13 protein-coding genes are annotated in these 18,883 nt (G+C 70.7%); 5 read left to right on the forward strand and 8 right to left on the reverse strand.

Annotated features, from left to right (window positions below; genetic code table 11):
• Nucleotides 1–35: 35 nt before the first annotated feature.
• Nucleotides 36–1,130 carry a LacI family DNA-binding transcriptional regulator gene (locus tag R2B38_RS40445; protein WP_234444405.1) on the forward strand — a complete coding sequence of 365 codons (1,095 nt, stop codon included), beginning with the start codon at nucleotides 36–38 and terminating at the stop codon, nucleotides 1,128–1,130.
• Between the two features lie 215 nt (nucleotides 1,131–1,345).
• Entirely contained in the window at nucleotides 1,346–3,487 is a 2,142-nt protein-coding gene (locus R2B38_RS40450; protein ID WP_318021915.1) for an RICIN domain-containing protein, read from the forward strand.
• 71 nt (nucleotides 3,488–3,558) lie between these two features.
• Here the strand turns inward: R2B38_RS40450 and R2B38_RS40455 are convergent, their stop codons facing one another.
• The 5 genes from R2B38_RS40455 to R2B38_RS40475 all read right to left on the reverse strand — a co-directional run bounded on the left by R2B38_RS40455 (nucleotide 3,559) and on the right by R2B38_RS40475 (nucleotide 9,697).
• Nucleotides 3,559–5,913 (reverse strand): glycoside hydrolase family 3 N-terminal domain-containing protein, encoded by a 2,355-nt coding sequence (locus R2B38_RS40455; protein WP_318020769.1) that lies wholly within the window; start codon nucleotides 5,911–5,913, stop codon nucleotides 3,559–3,561.
• A gap of 90 nt (nucleotides 5,914–6,003) precedes the next feature.
• Nucleotides 6,004–6,915 carry a carbohydrate ABC transporter permease gene (locus R2B38_RS40460; protein WP_318020770.1) on the reverse strand — a complete coding sequence of 304 codons (912 nt, stop codon included), beginning with the start codon at nucleotides 6,913–6,915 and terminating at the stop codon, nucleotides 6,004–6,006.
• Nucleotides 6,912–7,763 (reverse strand): carbohydrate ABC transporter permease, encoded by an 852-nt coding sequence (locus R2B38_RS40465; protein ID WP_106971015.1) that lies wholly within the window; start codon nucleotides 7,761–7,763, stop codon nucleotides 6,912–6,914. The genes R2B38_RS40460 and R2B38_RS40465 overlap by 4 nt, the downstream gene beginning before the upstream one ends.
• Before the next feature lie 47 nt (nucleotides 7,764–7,810).
• On the reverse strand, nucleotides 7,811–9,136 hold the full coding sequence (locus R2B38_RS40470; RefSeq protein WP_318020771.1) for an extracellular solute-binding protein: 1,326 nt from the start codon (nucleotides 9,134–9,136) through the stop codon (nucleotides 7,811–7,813).
• Nucleotides 9,137–9,343: 207 nt separating this feature from the next.
• Entirely contained in the window at nucleotides 9,344–9,697 is a 354-nt protein-coding gene (locus tag R2B38_RS40475; protein ID WP_318020772.1) for a hypothetical protein, read from the reverse strand.
• Nucleotides 9,698–9,955: 258 nt separating this feature from the next.
• Between R2B38_RS40475 and R2B38_RS40480 the strand changes: the two genes are divergently transcribed.
• On the forward strand, nucleotides 9,956–11,110 hold the full coding sequence (locus R2B38_RS40480; RefSeq protein ID WP_411978536.1) for a PP2C family protein-serine/threonine phosphatase: 1,155 nt from the start codon (nucleotides 9,956–9,958) through the stop codon (nucleotides 11,108–11,110).
• A 346-nt stretch (nucleotides 11,111–11,456) separates the two neighbouring features.
• Nucleotides 11,457–12,884 carry an alkaline phosphatase family protein gene (locus R2B38_RS40485; protein WP_318020774.1) on the forward strand — a complete coding sequence of 476 codons (1,428 nt, stop codon included), beginning with the start codon at nucleotides 11,457–11,459 and terminating at the stop codon, nucleotides 12,882–12,884.
• Nucleotides 12,885–13,143: 259 nt separating this feature from the next.
• On the opposite strand, the gene R2B38_RS40490 is transcribed toward R2B38_RS40485, so the two are convergent.
• On the reverse strand, nucleotides 13,144–14,007 hold the full coding sequence (locus tag R2B38_RS40490; RefSeq protein WP_318020775.1) for a fructosamine kinase family protein: 864 nt from the start codon (nucleotides 14,005–14,007) through the stop codon (nucleotides 13,144–13,146).
• Nucleotides 14,004–14,570, reverse strand: coding sequence for an AAA family ATPase (locus tag R2B38_RS40495; RefSeq protein WP_318020776.1), 567 nt, complete (start codon nucleotides 14,568–14,570; stop codon nucleotides 14,004–14,006). The genes R2B38_RS40490 and R2B38_RS40495 overlap by 4 nt, the downstream gene beginning before the upstream one ends.
• A gap of 137 nt (nucleotides 14,571–14,707) precedes the next feature.
• On the opposite strand from R2B38_RS40495, the gene R2B38_RS40500 reads away from it, so the two are divergent.
• Nucleotides 14,708–15,937 carry a PP2C family protein-serine/threonine phosphatase gene (locus R2B38_RS40500; protein ID WP_318020777.1) on the forward strand — a complete coding sequence of 410 codons (1,230 nt, stop codon included), beginning with the start codon at nucleotides 14,708–14,710 and terminating at the stop codon, nucleotides 15,935–15,937.
• A gap of 4 nt (nucleotides 15,938–15,941) precedes the next feature.
• Here the strand turns inward: R2B38_RS40500 and R2B38_RS40505 are convergent, their stop codons facing one another.
• The gene (locus R2B38_RS40505; protein WP_318020778.1) at nucleotides 15,942–18,881 is read right to left on the reverse strand and encodes a CHAT domain-containing protein; all 2,940 of its coding nucleotides are present in this window, start codon (nucleotides 18,879–18,881) and stop codon (nucleotides 15,942–15,944) included.
• Nucleotides 18,882–18,883: the final 2 nt, after the last annotated feature.

The raw sequence follows: 18,883 nt of genomic DNA on the forward strand, positions 1-18,883 counted from the left end.
GTTACGTTGCGGCAAAGTTACTGGCCAGGTACGCGATGCGGTCCGGCGCATCGGTGTTCGGCGAGCGGAACGGGCATCGGGTGACAGGTCGCGGCAAGGGACAACTGGAGGCGCAGTACGGCCTCCTGACGAGCATCGCCACGGAGGCGGGTGTCTCGCTCAGCACGGTGTCCAAGGTGGTGCACCGACGCCGGGACGTCGGCGCGCGGACTCGCGAGCGGGTCGAGGAACTCCTCGCCCGGCACGGCTTCGTCCGCCCCTGGGAGCGGGACCCCGCGACACCCCGGCAGATCATCGCGGTGTTCCGGGACCTGTCCGGGCCGTACACGCTGGAGGTGGTCCGCGGCATCGTGGACGCGGCCGGCGCGCTCGGCATCGACGTGGTCACCGGGACGACGAGCCGGCGGTCCATCTCCGGGTGGCTGGAACAGTGCGTGGCGCTCGGCGCGGCCGGGATCGTCATCGTGATCTCGATGCTGTCCGAGGAGGACCAGCGGCGCATCGTCGAACAACGGCTCCCGGTGGTCCTGATCGACCCGCTCAGCGCGCCCTCCGAGGACATCCCCAGCATCGGCGTGACGAACTGGAGCGGCGCCCGCGACGCCGTACAGCACCTGCTCGGGCTCGGGCACACCCGGATCGGCATGGTCGCCGGCCGTTCGCACTCGCTGGCCGGGGCCGCGCGGGTGCACGGCTACCGGGCCGCGCTGGAGGAGGCCGGGATCGCCTACGATCCGGCGATCGTCCGCTCGACCGACTTCGACTACGCCGAGGCCCTGGCCACCGCCGGTCAGATCCTGCGCGCCGACGACCCGCCCACGGCCGTCTTCGCGGCCAGCGACGCACAGGCGCTCGGCGTGCTGGAGGCGGCGCGGCAGCACGGGCTCGCCGTACCGGACGACCTGGCGGTGATGTCCTTCGACGACACCCTCGTCGCGGCCATGGCCTGCCCACCGCTGAGCGCCGTACGGCAGCCCTTCGAGGAGCTGGGGCGCGAGGCGACCCGGGTGCTCCTCGAACTCGCCCAGGGGAGGCCGCCGGTGTCGCCGCGCATAGAGCTGGCCACGGAACTCGTGCTGCGGACCTCGACCTCCGGGCGCCGTTCCGTGAAGCACGTCAATACCGCGTAACTCCCCATCCTGCGAAACACTTTCGACACGTGCCGGTGACATCGCGGTGTCGTATCCGAATACTGGCTTCCTGCTCCGCACCCCCATTCCATCCCCCTGGGACCTCCGGAAATTCCGGCACCCCTGGAACGTGGTGCGCGCCTTCCCCGGTGAAAGGAACGCCATTGACCAGATCCTGGGCGCGAAAGGCTTTCGCTGCGGCGACCGCCTTCGGCATGGGCGTGGCATTCGCCATCGCCTCCGCGACAAGTGCCTCGGCCTATCAGCCGAGTCCCGCCAATCTGTATACGGCGACCAACACCGCCGCGTGCAGCAAGAGTCCGTGTGTTCTCTACCCGAAGTCGGCCCAGCTGGCGGACGGCCGGATCGTGGCCACCTTCGAGAACGACCAGACCGCTCCGGTGGGCCAGACACTGCCCGTGTACAAGAGCGACGACGACGGCACGACGTGGGCGAAACTGTCCGACGTCAAGGCCCCCGCGTATCTCTCCAGCGACTCCAAGTACGCGAAATACACGAGCAATTGGACCAACCCGTATCTGTATGTGCTCCCGCAGAACGTCGGCAGCCTGAGCGCCGGCACCCTGCTCCTCGCGAGCATCGTCTCGGGCGACGACTACTACTACCAGGAGCAGAAGGCCGCCAACTCCAGCTGGACGCCCACCAGTGACGGCGACCGCAAGGACGTGGCGCTCGCCCTGTACTCCAGCACGGACGACGGCGCGACCTGGACCATCCAGAACATCATCGCCGCCGGCGGCTGGCAGGGCGGCAGCGCGGGCAGCGTCGGCCGGGTCTCCACCGCCAACACCTACGCGCAGGTCGACCCGGTGTGGGAACCCCATCTCCTCGCCCACAACGGCACGTTGATCGCCTACTACTCCGACGAGGACGACTACACCGGCTACGACACCACCACCGGCGCCCCGACCCTCGACCCGGACAACGCCACGGCCACGGACTCCGGCGGCCAGGTCCTCCTGCACCGCACCTGGGACGGATCCAGCTCAACTGCCTGGAGTTCCCCGGTGATTGACGTCCCCGGCTCCACGGTGAGCATGGGCAACGGCAAGACGGAGATCGGCGGCGGCCGCCCCGGCATGACGACCATCGCCCCGACGACCGACGGCAAGTGGCTTCTCACGTACGAGTACTGGGGCGGCGGCACCAACGTCCGCTACCGGATATCCGACGACCCGACGAAGTTCTTCTCGGCCACCGACGCGGCGATCACCTCACTGCCCGTGCCCTCCGGCGGGGCCACCCTGGCCACCGGCGGCAGCCCCGTCCTGCTCCCGATGCCGGACGGCCGGATCGTCTACAACGCCGCGGGCAGCGGAGACGTCTGGGTGAACGAGTCCGGGCTGTCCACCGGCACGTGGAAGGAGTACAAGACCTCGATCGCCGCCGGGTACAGCCGGATGCTCCAGTACGTCGACGGCACCGGACGCGTCCTCGTGCTCCAGGCCTCGTGGAGCGGCACCAGCGTCGGCCCCGTGAAGTACGCCGAGGTCGACCTCGGCCGCTCCGACGGCGCCTACTACAGCCTCGTCAACCGGCTCACCGGCCAGGTGCTCAGCACCGCGTCCGGCAAGACCCAGGACGCGAACCTCACCGGGAACACCCCCGACATCGTCCTGAGCGCCGCCAACTCCACCGACGCCACCCAGCGTTGGCACCTCACCGCCAAGGGCAGCAACGTAACCCTGCTCAACAAGGCCGGGGGCCGCTCGGTCGCCATCTGGACCGGCACCGCGACGGCGGGGCAGAAGCTGGCGCAATGGGTCGACGATGGCGCCACCGACAAACAGTGGACCCAGGTCGCGTCGTCGACGAGCGGCTACTACAAGCTCCGCTCGGTCCTCAACACCAGCCTCTACATGACCGGTTCGACGGCCGGCGGCTCTGTCACCGTCGCGGCGGCGACCACCGACGGCTCCCAGGACTGGCAGTTGGTCCAGGACCCGCTCCCCACCGCCTCCACCTTCACCCTGAAGGGCACGTACTCCAGCCGCTGCCTCGACGTCCCGAACGGCGCGACGGGCGTCCAGGTCCAGATCTACGACTGCTCGGGCAACACCTACCAGACCATCACGCAGACCGCCGCGGGCGAACTCCGCGTCAACGGCAACTGCCTGGCCGCGAACGGTGACGGCACCACCGCGGGCACCACGCTGATCCTCTGGGCCTGCAACGGCAAGAACAGCCAGAAGTGGGCCTTCCGCGTGGACGGCACCATCGTCAACCGCTCCAACGGCCTCGTCATCGACGTGACCAACTGGGGCACGGCCAACGGCTCGAAGGTCGAGCTGTGGACCGGGCTGGGCAACGCGACCCAGCAGTGGAGCCGCGCCTAGGCACACGGGACACGACAGAAGCGGCGCCACCGTCGGATACGGTGGCGCCGCTTCGTGTACGTCCCCTGCTCTTACGCCCGCTCGACGCTCACCGGCACCGTGTGCTGCCGCAGAACCGTCGCATCCCGCTCCTCGCCCACGAGTTGGACCGCTCCCCGCACCGGTGTGTCCAGGCTGGAGGAGCCCACCTCCAGCAGGATCTCGCCGGGCTCGACGATGCGCGTGCCGGCCAGGCCGGTGAACGCCAGCCGGTCGGTGTGGACATGGAAGCGGACCGTCGCCTGCTCACCGGGTTCGAGGGCCACCTTGGCGAAGCCGAGCAGGGACCGCACCGGCCGGGTCACCTGGGCCACCGGGTCGATCGCGTACAGCTGTACTGTCTCGGCACCCGCGACCGCCCCCGTGTTCCGCACCCGCGCGCCGACCGTGAACTCACCGTCCACCGGAACCAGTTCACGGTCCACACCGAGCCCGTCGATCTCGAAGGTCGTGTACGACAGCCCGTGCCCGAAGGGGAACGCCGGTGTCGGATCGAGGTTGGACAGCCAGCTCTGCCGGTCGCCGAGCGGCGCGTGGAGGTAGGTGTAGGGCTGGCCGCCGGGCGTGGTCGGGATCTGCACCGGCAGCTTGCCGCTGAAGTTGGCTTTCCCCGCCAGGAGTTGGGCCACCGCCCGGCCGCCCTCCTCGCCGGGCAGGAAGACCTGCACCATGGCGGCGGCGGTGGAGGCGAACCGGCCCACGGCGTAGGGCCGGCCACTGCTCACGATCAGGACGACCGGCCGCCCGGTCGCCAACACCGCCTCGACCAGCTCTTCTTGAACCCCCGGCAGACGCAGGTCCTCCACGTCGCAGCCCTCGCCCGAGGTGCCGATCCCGAACATGCCGGCCTTGTCGCCGACGACCAGCACGGTGAGGTCGGCTCCGGCGGACGCCTCCACCGCGGCCGCGATACCGGAGCGGTCCGCCTCGCGGATCGGGCAGCCCGGAGTGAACTCCCACGCCACGCCGGGCAGTTCGGCCGTCAGGGCGTGGCGCAGGGAGACCGCCTCGACACCGTTGCCGAGGTCGTCGCGTTCGGCGAGGACGTGGTTGGGGAAGCTGTAGCAGCCGAACATGGTGCGTACGTCGTCCGCGCACGGGCCGATCAGCGCGATGCGGCCGGTCGCCGGGAGGGGCAGGGTGCCGTCGTTCGACAGCAGCACGGCACTCGACTGGGCCACGGCGTGGGCGAGTTGACGGCTCTGCGGCTTGTCCAGGTCCAGTTCGCCGGCGCGCAGGGCGGGTGGACGCGGGTCCCAGTCGGCGTCGAGCAGCCCGAGGTCCACCTTCTGCCGCAGCACCCGGCGCACCGCGCGATCCACGAACTCCTCGTCCACCAGGCCCTGTTCGACGGCGTGCACGAGGGCGGTGCCGAAGCCGCGCTGGTCGGGCAGCTCGACGTCCATCCCGGCGCGCAGGGCGAGCGCACCCGCGGCGGGCAGGTCGGCGGCGACGCGGTGGGCGTTGACCAGGAAGGGCAGGGACCAGTAGTCGGAGACGACGGTCCCCTCGAAACCCCATGCCTCACGCAGGACTTCGGTCAGCAGCCAGCGGCTCGCGGCCGGTGCCTCGCCGTCGATCTCGGCGTACGAGTTCATGACGGACCGCACACCCGACGCGACGAGTCGCTCGAAGGGCGGGAGGATCACGTCGAAGAGTTCGCGGCGGCCCGCGTGCACGGGGGCGTGGTTGCGGCCGCCCATCGAGGCGGAGTACCCGGCGAAGTGCTTGAGGGTCGCGTACACCCCGGCGCTCTGCAGCCCGGTGACGTAGGCGTCGGCCAACTCGCCCACCAGGTACGGGTCTTCGCCGTAGGTCTCCTCGCAGCGGCCCCAGCGGTAGTCGCGGATGACGTCGACGACGGGGGAGAGGCCCTGGTGGACCCCGGCCTCGGCCATGTCGGAGCCGATGGCCTCGCCGACCCTGCGGATCAGTGCCGGGTCGAAGGTGGCCGCCATGCCGAGCGAGGTGGGGTAGATGGTGGCGCCGTAGGCGGTGAAGCCGGTCAGGCACTCGTCGTGGGCCATAGCCGGGATGTCGAACCGGCTCTGCGCCACGACCTGTTGCTGGTGCCTGGCCAGCAGGCGGGCGTGTTCCAGCGCGGGCCGGGGCAGGGTGCCGTAGGGGCGGGTGAGCTGGCCCAGGCCGTGCCGGGCGGTCTCGTCGAGGTCGCCGACGCGGCCGAAGTGGTTGCTGCCCGGGGCCACTTCGGGGCCGTCGGCCTCGATGTCCTCCCAGGTGCTGCTGAGTTGCGCGACCTTCTCCGGCAGGGTGAGCCGGGCGAGCAGTGCTTCGACGCGGTCGGCGACGGGCAGGGCGGGGTCGGTCCAGGGGCGGTCGCTCTCCTCCTGGGGGAGGCCGCCGTGGTCGGGCATGGTGGTCGTCATTCACGACTCCTCGGTGTTGCGCGGGCACGCCGACGGGGCCGGGCGCATGGCCCGGCCGTCGTCACGGTGCGAACTGCCCGGTGGTGGGGGCTACTTGGAGAAACCGGCGGTGAGACCGGCGACGAGCTGACGGCGGGCCAGGATGAACAGGGCCAGCATCGGCAGGGTGGAGAGCACCACCGCGGCCATCGTGGCCGGGACGTCGATGCCGAACTGGCCGCGGAACAGGGTCAGCGCCAGGGGCAGGACGGCCTTGTCGCCGCTCTGGGTGAGGATGAGGGGGAAGAGAAAGCCGTTCCAGACCTGGAGACCGTCGTAGACCGCGACCGTCATCAGTGCCGGGCGGGCCAGGGGTGCGGCCAGTGACCAGAGCATGCGCCAGTCGCCTGCGCCGTCGACGATCATCGCCTCGAACAGCGAACGGGGCACGTCCCGCAGGAAACTGACCAGGATCATCACGGTGATCGGCAGCGCGAACGCCGCCGAGGGCAGGACGATCGCGAGCAGGCTGTCGTAGAGACGCATGCGGATGATCAGCAGGTAGACCGGGATGATCACCGCTTGGAGCGGGATCGCCAGGCCGAGCAGGAACAGGCGGAACGACACGCGGGAGAAGCGGGTGCCGGCGTTGCGGACGATCGAGAACGCGGCCATCAGGGCGACGGCGACGGCGATGACCACCGTGCCGGCGGTGACGATCACGCTGTTGAGGAGGTAGGTGGTGAAGTCGCCGTCCAGGACCGTGCGGTAGCTGTCCAGGGTCGGGTGGCTGGGCAGGGCGAGGGGGCTGTCGGAGGTGAAGTCGGACTGGCTGCGGAGGCTGGTGACGACGAGCCAGTAGATGGGGACGACGACGATCGCCGTCCAGAAGAGCGCGGCGCCACTGGTGAGGGTGCGGCGGAGGAATACCGGTACGGGGTTGCGCCGGGCGGGCCCTGGTGGCGTCGGCGGCACCGGCCGTTCGGTGGCGACGGGGCGGGACCTGGTCACGGTGGTGCTCACATGCCCTCCTGCTGGCTGTCCATCCGGGTGAAGCCGGACAGGCGGGTGGTCAGCAGCGACAGGCCGAGGCCGAAGACCACGAGCAGCGTGGCCACCGCGCTGGCCCGGCCCATGTCGTGGGCCTGGAAACCGGTGATGTACATGGAGAGGGGCAGGACGCGGGTCGCGGTGCCGGGGCCGCCGGTGCCGCCGGACAGGACGAAGATCAGGTCGAAGTAGGTCAGCGAGCCGACCAGCATCAGCGTGCTCGACGTGACCAGCGTGTACTTCAGCTGCGGCAGCGTGATGTGCAGGAAGCGGGTCACGGGCCCGGCGCCGTCGAGTGCGGCGGCCTCGTACAGGGCGGTCGGGATCTGCCGTATCCCCGCTTGGTAGAGCAGCGCGTGGAACGGCACGAACTGCCAGGCGATCACGAAGATGACGGTGTACAGGGCGAGTTGGGGCGAGCCGAGCAGCGGCTTCGCCAGCCAGTGCAGACCGGGCGTGGCGCCGATGCCGAAGGACGGGTCGAGCAGCGCCTGCCAGGTCAGGCCGATCGCCACGGCGGACAGCAGCAGCGGCAGGAAGAAGAGGATGGCGAACAGCGCGCGCAGCCTCCCCTTGGGCGCCTGGAACAGGCCGAGGGCCAGGGCGATCGGCGTCTGCACCAGCCAGCTGACCACCATCACCTTGACGGTGAGCCACAGCGACTGCCAGGTGGCGCTGTCGGTGAGGACGGACGTCCAGTTGGTGACGCCCGCCCAGCTGATGGAGCCCAGCCCGTCCCAGCGGGCGACGCTGAGCGCCGCCACGCCGACCAGGGGCACGAGACCGAACAGACCGAAGAGGAGGAGGGCCGGGGCGGCCATGAGGAGGCCGCTCCCTCCTTTCCGGCGTACGGGGGTGGTGGTGATGGTCACGACCCCGCCTTGCTCATGTTCGCTCCGAACTCCGCGGGCGAGATCTGCCGCAGGAACGACTTGTCGGTGTTGGTCAGCAGCGGGTCGGACTGGTCGGACGGGAGCGCCTGGTCCCACGAGAGCTGGAAGCTCGGGGCCTTGTTCACCAGGTCGTAGACGAACGTCAGCCATTGCTTGTCGGACGACGACGTCACCGCCGCGAGCTTCGAGTCCAGACCCTTGACCGGCGGGACACTGCCCGAGGCGAGATAGGCGTCGACCTGTGAGCCGTTGAGGACGTAGTTCTTCAGGTACGTCAGCGCGTCCGACTTGTTCTTGGACGACTTGTTCAGCGACAGGAAGTTCGACGGGTTGCCGACGATGTTCGCCGCGCTGCCCGCGCCGCCGGTCAGGGCCGGGAACGCGGTGTAGCCCAGGTCGCCCTTCTTCAGGAAGTCGGGCGCGGCCTTCGCTATGTTCGCGTACTCCCAGGTGCCCATCACCTCCATCGCGGCCTTGCCCGTGTAGAGCAGCGCGGTCGAGGCGCCCTGGTCGTAGCTGACGGAGGACGCGTTGTCGCCGAAGGCGCCGGCCTTCGACAGCTCCTGGAGCTTCTCGTTGGCCTTGGTGACGGAGACGTCCTTCCAGGCGGCGGCGTCACCGGAGGCGATCTTCGAGAACACCCGGGAGCCGCCGGTGCGGTCCAGCAGGTACTCCAGGTACATCAGGGTCGGCCACTTGGAGTTGGCCGCGAGGGACAGCGGGGTCACGCCCTTGCCCTTGAGCTTCTTCACGGCCGCGAGCAGGTCGTCGTACGTCTTCGGGGGCTGGACGCCCGCGTCGGACAGCACCTTCTTGTTGTAGTAGAGGACGACCGGGGCGAGGCCGTTGACGGGGACGCCGTAGACCTTGCCGTCGAAGGTCGCGCTCTGCATCACGCTGTCGGTGTACCGGTCCGCGTTCACGTCCGACGCGTTCAGGACGTCGACCTTGCCGGCCTTGACGTAGTCGTTCAGGGCGCCGCCGCCCCAGTTGAAGAAGAGGTCCGGGGCCTGGTTCGCGCCGAACGCCACGCGCAGCTTCTGCTTGTAGTCGTCGTTGGCGAACAGCCGCAGGGTGATCTTCGCGTCGGGGTGGTCCTTGTTGTAGGCGTCGACCGACTGCTTGAGGATCGTCTGGTCGTTCAGCGCCCACATCGTCAGGCCCTTGGCCGACGAGGTGCTGGACGGTCCCGAGGACCCGCAGGCGGCCAGGCTCGCGGCGGCGGCCAGGGTGACCGCGGCCGCGACGGCGCGTCGAATTCTCGGGCTTCCGAGATGTCCGGTGACCGGGATTCCCCGCATGGTGTGCCTCTCTTCTTTCGGCATGCCGTAGGTCGGCCAGGCAGATCGAAAACGGAAACCGGCCCGAAAGGCTTTCGGATGCCCCACCGCGGGTCGCCTGCCTGCTGGCCGGGACACTGACACGGAATTCACACCCAGGACAAGCACGGGAAATTCCTCGGTTACGAAACACTTTCGCAGTGCCGGGTGCGCTCTTGCCTCCAGGGCTCAGCGGAACTCGTGCACCACCCGGATCTCGCCGACGATGTGCGCGTTGAACTCGCCCAGCTCCTCGGCCGGCACCCACAGCTCCAGGATCGTCCGGCCGCCCGCCTGCTGGACGGGATACCGGGCCAGGAACTCCGAGTCCACGTCGAAGCGCGTGACGAAACCGGCGCCGTCGTGCTTGACGTTCCAGTCCCTCGCGATCCGGATCGCGTAGTCCTCGTTGAGGACCGGGTAGAAGATCGGCTGCTCCGGCAGCCGGGGCGGCCAGGCACGCCAGTCGAGCTCCCGGACCAGGTCCAGCTCCTTGGGGCCGGTGGGGCGCCAGAGGGTGGTCGTCGGTCGGCGGTTCGTCATCGGAGAGGCTCTCTGCGCAGGGGACCAGGGGATCGGATCGGACGGTATCGGCGCTACGGGCGCTGCGGCCACGGAGTTTCGCCCCTCGGCGACCGGCCCCCACCCCGACCTGATCCCACCGCACCACGGGTCGCTACCGCCCGAACGCCCGCGCGGGTGTTGGGATGGGGGCGGCAGAAAGGGGTCGTGGTGGACGGCGACGCGGTTGGTGGGTCAGAGGCGGGCTCGACGGATCGGTTCGCGCTCGCGGAGCGGGCCGTGTCCGCGATCGGGTCGACGCTGGACGAGCGCAGGACGGCGGCGGAGTGCGCGAGGTTCCTCGTCGACGGGCTGTGCGACGCCGCCGCCGTGGACCTGTTCGCGCAGGACGAGGCCCGGCCCGCACCGCACGGCATGCTGCACCCGATGGCGGCCGAGGGCCGCAAGGAACTGCTGGACAGCCTGCGCACCGCGCCGCGCGAGGACGTCATGGTCCGCGCCCTCGACGCCGGCCACCCCATCACCACGTCCTTCACCACGAACGACCACGGTGTACTCGCGGCTCTCTCCGTGCCGTTGACCGCCTGGGGCAAGGCCTACGGCGCCCTCCTCGCGGTCCGCGCCGGCCGGACGTTCACCGACGCCGAGGCCGCCGCCGTGCACTACGCGGCCCGCCTCACCGCGGCCCATCTGCACCACGCCGTCGAACACCACCGCCTGCGCACCACCGCCCTGAACCTGCAACAGGTCCTGCTCACCGAGCCCAGCCGCCCCCACCCCAACGTCGAGATGGCCACCCGCTACCTGCCCGCCGGCAGCGGCACCCTCGTCGGCGGCGACTGGTTCGAGGCCGTACGACTGCACTACGGCCGCACTCTCCTCGTCATCGGCGACGTCATGGGCCACGGCCTGGACGCGGCCGTCGACATGAACGCGTACCGCTCGATGCTGCGCTACGTCGCCTCGACCGACCTCCCGCCCCACCGCATCCTGCGCCAGATGGACACCGCCATGTCCGAGGAGCACAACCGCCGCCCCGCGACCTGCCTGCTCGCCCTCCTCGACCCGGACCGGGGCACGGCCGCCTTCTCCAGCGCCGGCCATCTCCCGCCCGCCGTCTTCCACCGCGACGGCGCCGGCGAACTGATCCCCGTCCCCGTCGGCCCGCCCCTCGGCACGGGCCTCGCCGACTACGAGATGACCACGCTCACCCTCACCCCCGAGGACACCCTGGTCATGTTCACCGACGGGCTGGTCGAGCGCCGCGGCGAGGACATCGACGTCTCCCTCGCCCGCCTGGCCCGGCTCCGCCTCCACCCCGGCCAGGGCGTCTCCCGCCTCCTCGACGACATCGTGCTGCGCCTCCACGTCCAGGAGGCCGAGGACGACGTGGCCGCGATCGCCGCGCGACTCCGCCCGAGGAACCCCGCGTAGGCGCGACGCACCCGCCCTTTCCGTACGGCCCTGCACTCACCCGACCTCTTCGTGCGGCTCTGCGTGTGCGCGTCCCGCGCTGTTCGCGGTGAACTTCGCGAACGGGAAAAGAAGTTCGGTACCCGTGTCCTCGGCCGGGCCGACTCATGTGACCGCCAGCCGTCCCCCAAGGTTTGGCAACACCCAAGCAACGCCCCGATGTTGCCGGTCACGGCTTGGCCAACCCCTTTCCGCACGTTGGCCGCAAATTCATCGCACGCCCCTGACACCCCATACCGAAAGGGGCGGAGAGTGATCCGAGGTCTGGTCCACGAGATCCCTCGAAGCTCTTCAAGAAGGGGCAATCATGGCCGAGTTGACACGCCGCAGACTCCTGGGTTCCGCCGCGGGCGCGGTGGGCGGCGCCGCGGCGCTCTCCCTCCTCCCGCCGAGCGTCCAGAAAGCCGTCGCCGCAGAACCGCCGAAGAACGGCTCGCTGCGCGACATCGAACACGTCGTCATGCTGATGCAGGAGAACCGGTCGTTCGACCACTACTTCGGCACGCTGTCCGGCGTTCGCGGATTCGCCGACCCGCACGCACGCAAACTCGACACCGGGCGCAGCGTCTTCTACCAGCCGGACGCGGTGAACCCGAAGGGCTACCTCCTCCCGTTCCACCTCGACACCCACACCTCCAGCGCGCAGGCCATCCCGTCCACCAGTCACGCCTGGTCGGTCCAGCACCAGGCCTGGAACAACGGCAAGATGGACCAGTGGCTGCCGGCCCACCGCGCCGCCGACGGCGTCAACGGCCCTTACGTGATGGGCTATTACACGCGCGAGGACATCCCGTTCCAGTTCGCGCTCGCCGAGACGTTCACCATCTGCGACAACTACTACTGCTCGGTGTTCGGGCCCACCTGGCCCAACCGGCTGATGTGGATGACCGGTTCGATCGACCCGGGTGGCACACAGGGTGGGCCCATCATCAGCAACGTCGCCCCGACTCCGTACCGTTGGACGACATACGCGGAGCGCCTCCAGAACGCCGGCGTCAGCTGGAAGGTGTACCAGGAGGAGGACGACTACGGCACCAACATGCTGGAGCAGTTCGCGTCCTTCAGGAACGCCCAGCCCGGCTCCGACCTGTACGAGCGGGGTGTACGCCCGCAGCCGCACGGCACGTTCGAGGACGACGCGCGCAACGACCGGCTGCCGACGGTGTCGTGGATCTGCCCCACGAGCTACCAGTCCGAGCACCCGGACTACCTCCCGGCCGCCGGCGCGGACTACGTCGCGTCGAAGATCGAGGCGATCGCGTCCAACCCGAAGGTGTGGCGCAAGACCGCGTTCATCCTCAACTACGACGAGAACGACGGCCTGTTCGACCACGTCGTGCCGCCGACCCCGCCCGCGGGTACGGCGAACGAGTTCATCCAGGGTCTGCCGATCGGCGGCGGTTTCCGCGTCCCCGCCATCATCATCTCGCCCTGGACCGTGGGTGGTTGGGTCGCCTCGGAGGCCTTCGACCACACCTCGGCACTGCAGTTCCTGGAGCGCTTCACCGGCGTCGAGGAACCGAACGTCACCGACTGGCGCCGGGACACCTTCGGCGACTTCACCTCCGCGTTCCGCTTCCGCGACGCCCGCCCGCGCTCGCCCCGCCTGCCCGACGACACGGTGGAGCAACTGGAGAAGGCGAAGGAGGAAGTGGCGACACTCCCGAAGCCCACACTGCCGGGCGCGGACCAGAAGTTCCCCCACCAGGAGCGCGGCCGCCGCCCACACGTCTGACCGGCCCCTCGTGACGAGCGGCCCTGGCTGTTGTCATCCGGCCGGGGCCGTCCGCGTGGCTGAGACGGTCTGCGCGACGTGGCTGCGGTCGAGCAGTGCGACGTGCACGAGCACCGTCTGACCTGGAGCGTCGTGACGGGCGGCCTCGTCCGGTGCCTTCCGGCCGGAGCCGCCCGTGCGGCAACGGCCCGCTCGGGAGACGTACGGGCCGTTGCCGCACGTCTGGCCCGGCCCCCGGCGCGGGCGGCCTCGCCCGGTGTCACCCGGACAGGGCCGCCCGCGCCACCGACAGGGTCTGCTCGGCGTAGCCGCGTCCGAAGAGCACCACGTGTACCAGGAGCGGAAACAGTTGGTGCAGCCCGATGCGATCGGTCCAGCCGGGGGCGAGTGGCGCCAACTCCTCGTAACCGTCGAGGACTTCGGACAGATGCGGGCAGCCGAAGAGGTGCAGCATCGCCAGGTCGGTCTCCCGGTGGCCGCCGTGCGCGGCCGGGTCGATGAGCCGGACGTGCCCGTCGGCGCCCCAGAGCACGTTCCCGTTCCAGAGGTCGCCGTGCAGCCGCGCGGGCGGCTCGGCGGGGCCCGCCAGTTGGGGCAGCCGCTCGCAGACCTGCTCCACGACCGTCGCCTCGGCGGGTCGCAGGGAACCCGCGTCCACCGCGCGCCGCAGATAGGGCAACACCCGCTGCCCGGCATACCAGTTGGGCCAGTCGGCGCCGGGCGCGTTGCGCATGGGCGCGAGCCCGATGTACGCGTCCGTCGGGCCGCCGGGCGGCGGTGCGCCGAACGCGGATGCGCCGGCAGCGTGCAGGGCGGCCAGGTCACGGCCGAACCGGACGGCGGCCCGCGCACTCGGCGGGCCGGTGCGGACGAGATCGGTGACCAGCCAGCGCTCGTCCCACCCCCGTACCGCCGGGACATGGACCGTCCCGGCGTCCGCCAGCCACCGCAGTCCCGCCGCCTCGGCCCGCACCGCGCCCGGTGCCTCATCACCCTTGACCACCATCAACTGACCGTCGTCGACCGTGACTTCGGTGACCGCCGCGGACATTGGACGCTCACCGGCCACCGCGCACCCGGTGAGCCGCGCCGCAGCGGCGCCCGCGCTCTCGCCCTCGATCACGGTGACAGCTTAGGAGCGGGAGCCGGACGGACGTGCGCGCACGGCGAGGCGCAGAGCCCCGACTCGTGCAGCACCCGGTCGACCGTCTCCTCCAGCGGGCTCGCGGCCGGGATCACCGTCTCGACACCACCGGGCAGCAGGTCCAACGGCTGGTACCACTCCCGGAGTTGCTCCTCGGTGACCTCGTCCGCGATGGGCTTCGTGGCGTGCCGGGCCAGGGTCTCCTCGAACGGCACATCGAGGTAGTAGCAGTGCGTGTGCCCCGGGTGGTCGGCGAGCAGACCGGCCAGCATCTCGCCGTAGTGGGGGACGTAGAGGATGCCCTCCAGCACGGTGTGGAAGCCGTGCGCCAGCGCGTGCCGGACGGTCAGGTCGATCAGGCCGATGTTCGCGCCGCCGGGGATGTCGCGCTCGCGCAGTACCTCGCGTCGCAGGACGTCCTGGCGGACCAGGGCGATCCCGCGGCCGTACCGCTCCCGCAGACCGGTGGCCACCGAGCTCTTGCCGGAGGCGCTGTTGCCGCGCACCACGATCAGCCGGGTGGGGGAGGAGGGCGCTGTCACCGGGGCACCCTACCCAACCAGTGGCACTGAGTGACCGGGTGAACGCAAAGTGCCTCCTCGGTCACACCCGGTCTGCTTGTATCGGTCTGCTCATATCGTGGGAAAATGGTGTGATAGTGGCGATTGGTGGCAGGGCCATGACGGACGCGAAGATCGACTACGCGGCGGTGTTCCAGGGGCTGCCCGGGATGGTGGCACTGCTGACACCCGACCTGGTGTACGCGGACGCCAACGAGGAGTTCCTGCGCATGTCCGGCCGCACCCGCGAGCAGGTCGTCGGCCGTTTCCTCTTCGACGTCTTCCCCGACAACCCGAACGACCCCGCCGCCACCGGCATGCGCAACCTGGAGACCTCGCTGCGCCGCGTCATAGCCACCGGCGAACGCGACACCATGGCCCTCCAGCGCTACGACGTCGAGTCGGCGGCATGTCCCGGGACGTGGGAGGAGCGCTACTGGAGCCCGGTCAATGCCCCCGTGCTCGGCCCGGACGGCAAGGTCGTCCTCCTCGTCCACCGGGTCGAGGAGGTCACCGAACTGATCCGGGCCCGCGGCGGCTCGGGCAGCGGCCGCACCCGTGTCCTGGAGGCCGAGCTGTACACCCGCGCCCGAGAACTCCAGGAGGTCAACGAGCGTCTGCGCGGCGCCCACGCCCGCGAACGCGAGGTCGCCCTGGCCCTGCAGGAGGCGATGCTGCCCACCCGCCGCCAGGGCGCGGGCCACCAGATCGCCGTGCGCTACCGGCCCGCGGTCGGCTCCCTCAACGTCTGCGGCGACTGGTACGACGTCGTCGACCTGGTCGGCGGCAACCGTATAGGCGTCTCCGTCGGGGACATCGTCGGCCACGGCCTGGCCGCCGCCGGTGTCATGGGCCAGCTGCGCAGCGCCCTGAGCGCCACCTCCCGGGTCGCGGACGGCCCCGCCGAGGCCCTCGACGTCCTGGGCCGCTACGCCAACGTGGTCGACGGCGCCGAGTCCGCCACGGTGGTCACGACCTTCGTCGACTTCGACCGGCACACCATCACCTACAGCAGCGCCGGACACCCACCGCCCGTCCTGGCCCACCCCGACGGCCGAGTGGAATTCCTCGACCGGGCCACCGACCCGCCCCTCGACGCCCGCCCCGACCCGATGCCCCGACCCCAGGCCACCACCACGTTCTCCCGGGGCTCCACCCTGGTCCTCTACACCGACGGCCTGATCGAACGCCGCCGCGAGGACATCGACAAGGGCCTGGCCCGCCTCGCCGACTCCCTGGTCCACCACCGGAACACCGACCCCGAAGCCCTCGCGGACGCCGTACTCCTCGAACTGCTCCCGCACGGAGGCGCCACCGACGACACGGCCCTGATCATCGTGCGGCTCTGACCCGTCACACCACGATGCAGGTCATGGCCGCCCACAACAGGGGCGAGTGCTCGATACGGCCGTCCGCACGCCAGCGGTCGAGCTGCTCGCGCTGCCAGCCGCCGAGGCTCCGCACGGGGTCCTCGTCCTCGTGCGCCGTGTCCACGGCGACGATCGCCTCCGACAACGGCCGTACGGACACCGGCAGTTGAGCCAGCCGGTGGAACGCGAAACTCGTCGGCAGGACCCAGCGGGTCGCGGTGACGAGCTCGGCGCCGTTGTGCAGCATCGCCGTCGCCAGGCCGAACGACTCGGCGAACCGCAGATCGCCGCCGCTCTCGCAGCCGATGAGGGCGACGCGGGGTGGCGCGGGCCAGATCCGCGCGCCCGGTTCGCCGTCCGCGCGCAGGGGGAGCGAGCCCAGCAGCAAGTCCTTGGCGGAGAGCGGCCGGTGGGTGCGCAGCGGCTCGGCCAGGCCCGGGGCGCCCGCGTCGCAGCACAGGTGCAGGGTGCCGTCCTCGCTCTGCCCGCCCTCGACCGGCGCACCGCTCACATGCCCGACGTACATCAGCCTGCGGGCGCCCTTGGTGAGCACACCGCTCAGCCAGTCCCGGTCCAGGTCGGTGCGGCGGAAGGCTTCGGTCGGGGTGGCGACGGACGGTACGACGGCGCCCGCGTCGAGGCGGCGCCGGACCAGCGACATCAACTCCGGGTCGGAGCCGGGCGGCCCCAGGACCGAGCCGAGCGGGGAGTCGGCGCGGAAGCCGGGGACGCGGGGGTCCAGGACGAGGACGACCGGTCCGGTGTTCTGCGCTGTTGCGGGGGTTGGTTTGGCTGGCCGCAACGACGCCGGTGCGGTGGTCACGACGTCCGCCAGGTCGATGAGCCGTACGTCGGTCCCGTCGTCGACGGCGAGCAGTTCCCAGGGGACCTGGGCGACCCGGGGTGAGGGCTGGATCCGTACGAGGGGACGGCCCGCCTGTTCCGCCACCTGGCGTATCTGCGCGGTCAGTTGCTCCGGCCACAGGGCCTCGGCCAGCGTTCGCGTGAGTCGGCGCTCACTTCCGTGCTCGGCCAGCGCGCCCTCGTCGAACGCCCGCCGCATGCCCTCCGCTCCGTCGCCCGCTCCCGGCAGTGCGTCGGTCAACTCCCTTACCGCCTGGTCCACTTCGGCGCAGGGCCCCTGACCGGTACCGAACCCCCGGGCCCCGCCCGCCCACGTCCAGGTCATGAACAGGTCGCCGGCGTCGGCCAGTCGGACCTGGACCACCGGGCGGCTCGTCAGGTCGTCTGTGATCCAGAACGGCACCGCTTCCTCGTGCGCGATCCGCCGGTGATAGCGGAACTCGGCCGCCGCGATGTACTCCTGGAGCGCGACACGGCCCGGGCCCGACTGCGCCGACATCCGCACCTTCGGCGGCGGCGCGACCCGCAGACCGACCGAGGCGGCGGCCTCCGCCGCGACACCGCCGAGCGTCATCGCGCCCTCGGCGCGCTCGTGGTACGCGTACGACTTCATGGCCGCGCTCGGGAAGACCGACGCGGGGTCCTCGACCGGCTCGGCGGCGGGCGGGGTGCGGTCCAGGGCCAACGAGGCGCCCGCGCAACGGTGTTCAGCCAGTTCGAAGAGGAGGCCCTGGTCCTGTCGGCGCATCACGAGGCGGAACACCAACTGCATTGCCTCGTCCGCGAGTTGGAGCCACTGGCTGCGGGCGTGGGCGGTCGCGAAGTCGTAGCGCGCCGCCTCCAGGGCCAGCGCGGCGGGCAGGGCGAAGGAGAGCGCGGTGTCGATGGATTCCCGCTCGTGATCGCCGTGATCGGTCCGGTTGAGGTTGTCCTCAAGCGTGCGGGCGAGCAGGAGGTCGACCTGCGCGCACCGCTCGTACACCTCCCGCTCCTGGTACACGTCCCGGGCGCTCTGGGCCAGCCGCTTCATCTCGTCGATGTCGCCCCGGTCGTAGGCGTGTTGGGCGCCCAGCAGCATGGTGTCCGCGGCGGCGATCGAGGCGCCGAGCCGCTCGAACCGGGCCAGGCTCGCCGCCAGCAGCTCTTCCGCGCCGACGGCGTCGCCGCGCCGGCCGGCGAGAAAGGCGCGGGCCTGCTCACAGACGGCCAGATCGCCGAACCGCCGCTGCCGCTCGAAGAACGCGGACGCCTCCGCGAACAGCCGTTCAGCGAGGTCGAGTTCGCCGCGGTGCATCGCCGCGTACGCCCGGTGCGCGAGCAGCGTCCGCTCCCCATCGGTGTCGCCGATCGCCCGGAAGTGGTCCTCCGCGCGGGCGAAGTAGTCCTCGGCCGGGTCGAACCGCCCGGTGGAGGAGCAGATCAGTCCGAGGGCGACCAGGAGCCGCGGGACAGTCTCCACCGCGGTCGCCGGTGTGGTCGCGAGCAGCGCCGAAGCCTGGTCCTCGGCCGCTCCCCACTCGCCTCGGTCCATCAGCAGGTGCACCCGGTTCAGGCCGAGTTCGGAGGTGCGCAGTCCCTCGGGATCGTCGAACTCGGACAGCCTCACCGCCGCTTCGTCGAGGCAGGCCAGCGCCTCGTCCAGGCGTCCGGTCCTGCGCAGGAGGTCGGCTCCGGCGATCAGTGTCCGCAGCAGCACCTCCAGCCACAGTTGACGGCCGCGCGGTCCCATCGGTGCCGAGGCGATGTCGTCGAGCAGGGCACGGGACCGCTTGTTGGTGTCCTCCGCCCCGGCCAGATCGGTCGCGGCGAGGTGGACACTCGTCATGTCGGCCAGCAGATGCGCCCGCAGGAACCGCACGTCGGGGGAGTCCTCGACGGACTCGGCCAGGGTGAGCAACTCCTCGTAGACGGCGACCGCGCCGGCGAGATCGGCGGCCAGGTGAAGGCGCTCGGCCTGGGCGAACCCGCTGTCGAACGGCTCTCCGTAGAGGTGCGTCACCGCGTGTTGCGTGGTCGGGTCCACTCCGTCGCCCACCGCGCTCTCGTCCTCGTCCGGCATCC

Source organism: Streptomyces sp. N50 (assembly GCF_033335955.1).
In the GTDB taxonomy this organism is placed as follows: Bacteria; Actinomycetota; Actinomycetes; order Streptomycetales; family Streptomycetaceae; genus Streptomyces.

What these genes read in the sequence shown, in the direction of transcription:
- R2B38_RS40505 (WP_318020778.1), bottom strand. Translation starts at nt 18,881, where the DNA reads ATGCCGGACGAGGACGAGAGCGCGGTGGGCGACGGAGTGGACCCGACC.
- R2B38_RS40450 (WP_318021915.1), top strand. Translation starts at nt 1,346, where the DNA reads ATGGGCGTGGCATTCGCCATCGCCTCCGCGACAAGTGCCTCGGCCTAT.
- R2B38_RS40500 (WP_318020777.1), top strand. Translation starts at nt 14,708, where the DNA reads ATGACGGACGCGAAGATCGACTACGCGGCGGTGTTCCAGGGGCTGCCC.
- R2B38_RS40445 (WP_234444405.1), top strand. Translation starts at nt 36, where the DNA reads ATGCGGTCCGGCGCATCGGTGTTCGGCGAGCGGAACGGGCATCGGGTG.
- R2B38_RS40465 (WP_106971015.1), bottom strand. Translation starts at nt 7,763, where the DNA reads ATGGCCGCCCCGGCCCTCCTCCTCTTCGGTCTGTTCGGTCTCGTGCCC.
- R2B38_RS40470 (WP_318020771.1), bottom strand. Translation starts at nt 9,136, where the DNA reads ATGCGGGGAATCCCGGTCACCGGACATCTCGGAAGCCCGAGAATTCGA.
- R2B38_RS40485 (WP_318020774.1), top strand. Translation starts at nt 11,457, where the DNA reads ATGGCCGAGTTGACACGCCGCAGACTCCTGGGTTCCGCCGCGGGCGCG.
- R2B38_RS40455 (WP_318020769.1), bottom strand. Translation starts at nt 5,913, where the DNA reads ATGACGACCACCATGCCCGACCACGGCGGCCTCCCCCAGGAGGAGAGC.
- R2B38_RS40475 (WP_318020772.1), bottom strand. Translation starts at nt 9,697, where the DNA reads ATGACGAACCGCCGACCGACGACCACCCTCTGGCGCCCCACCGGCCCC.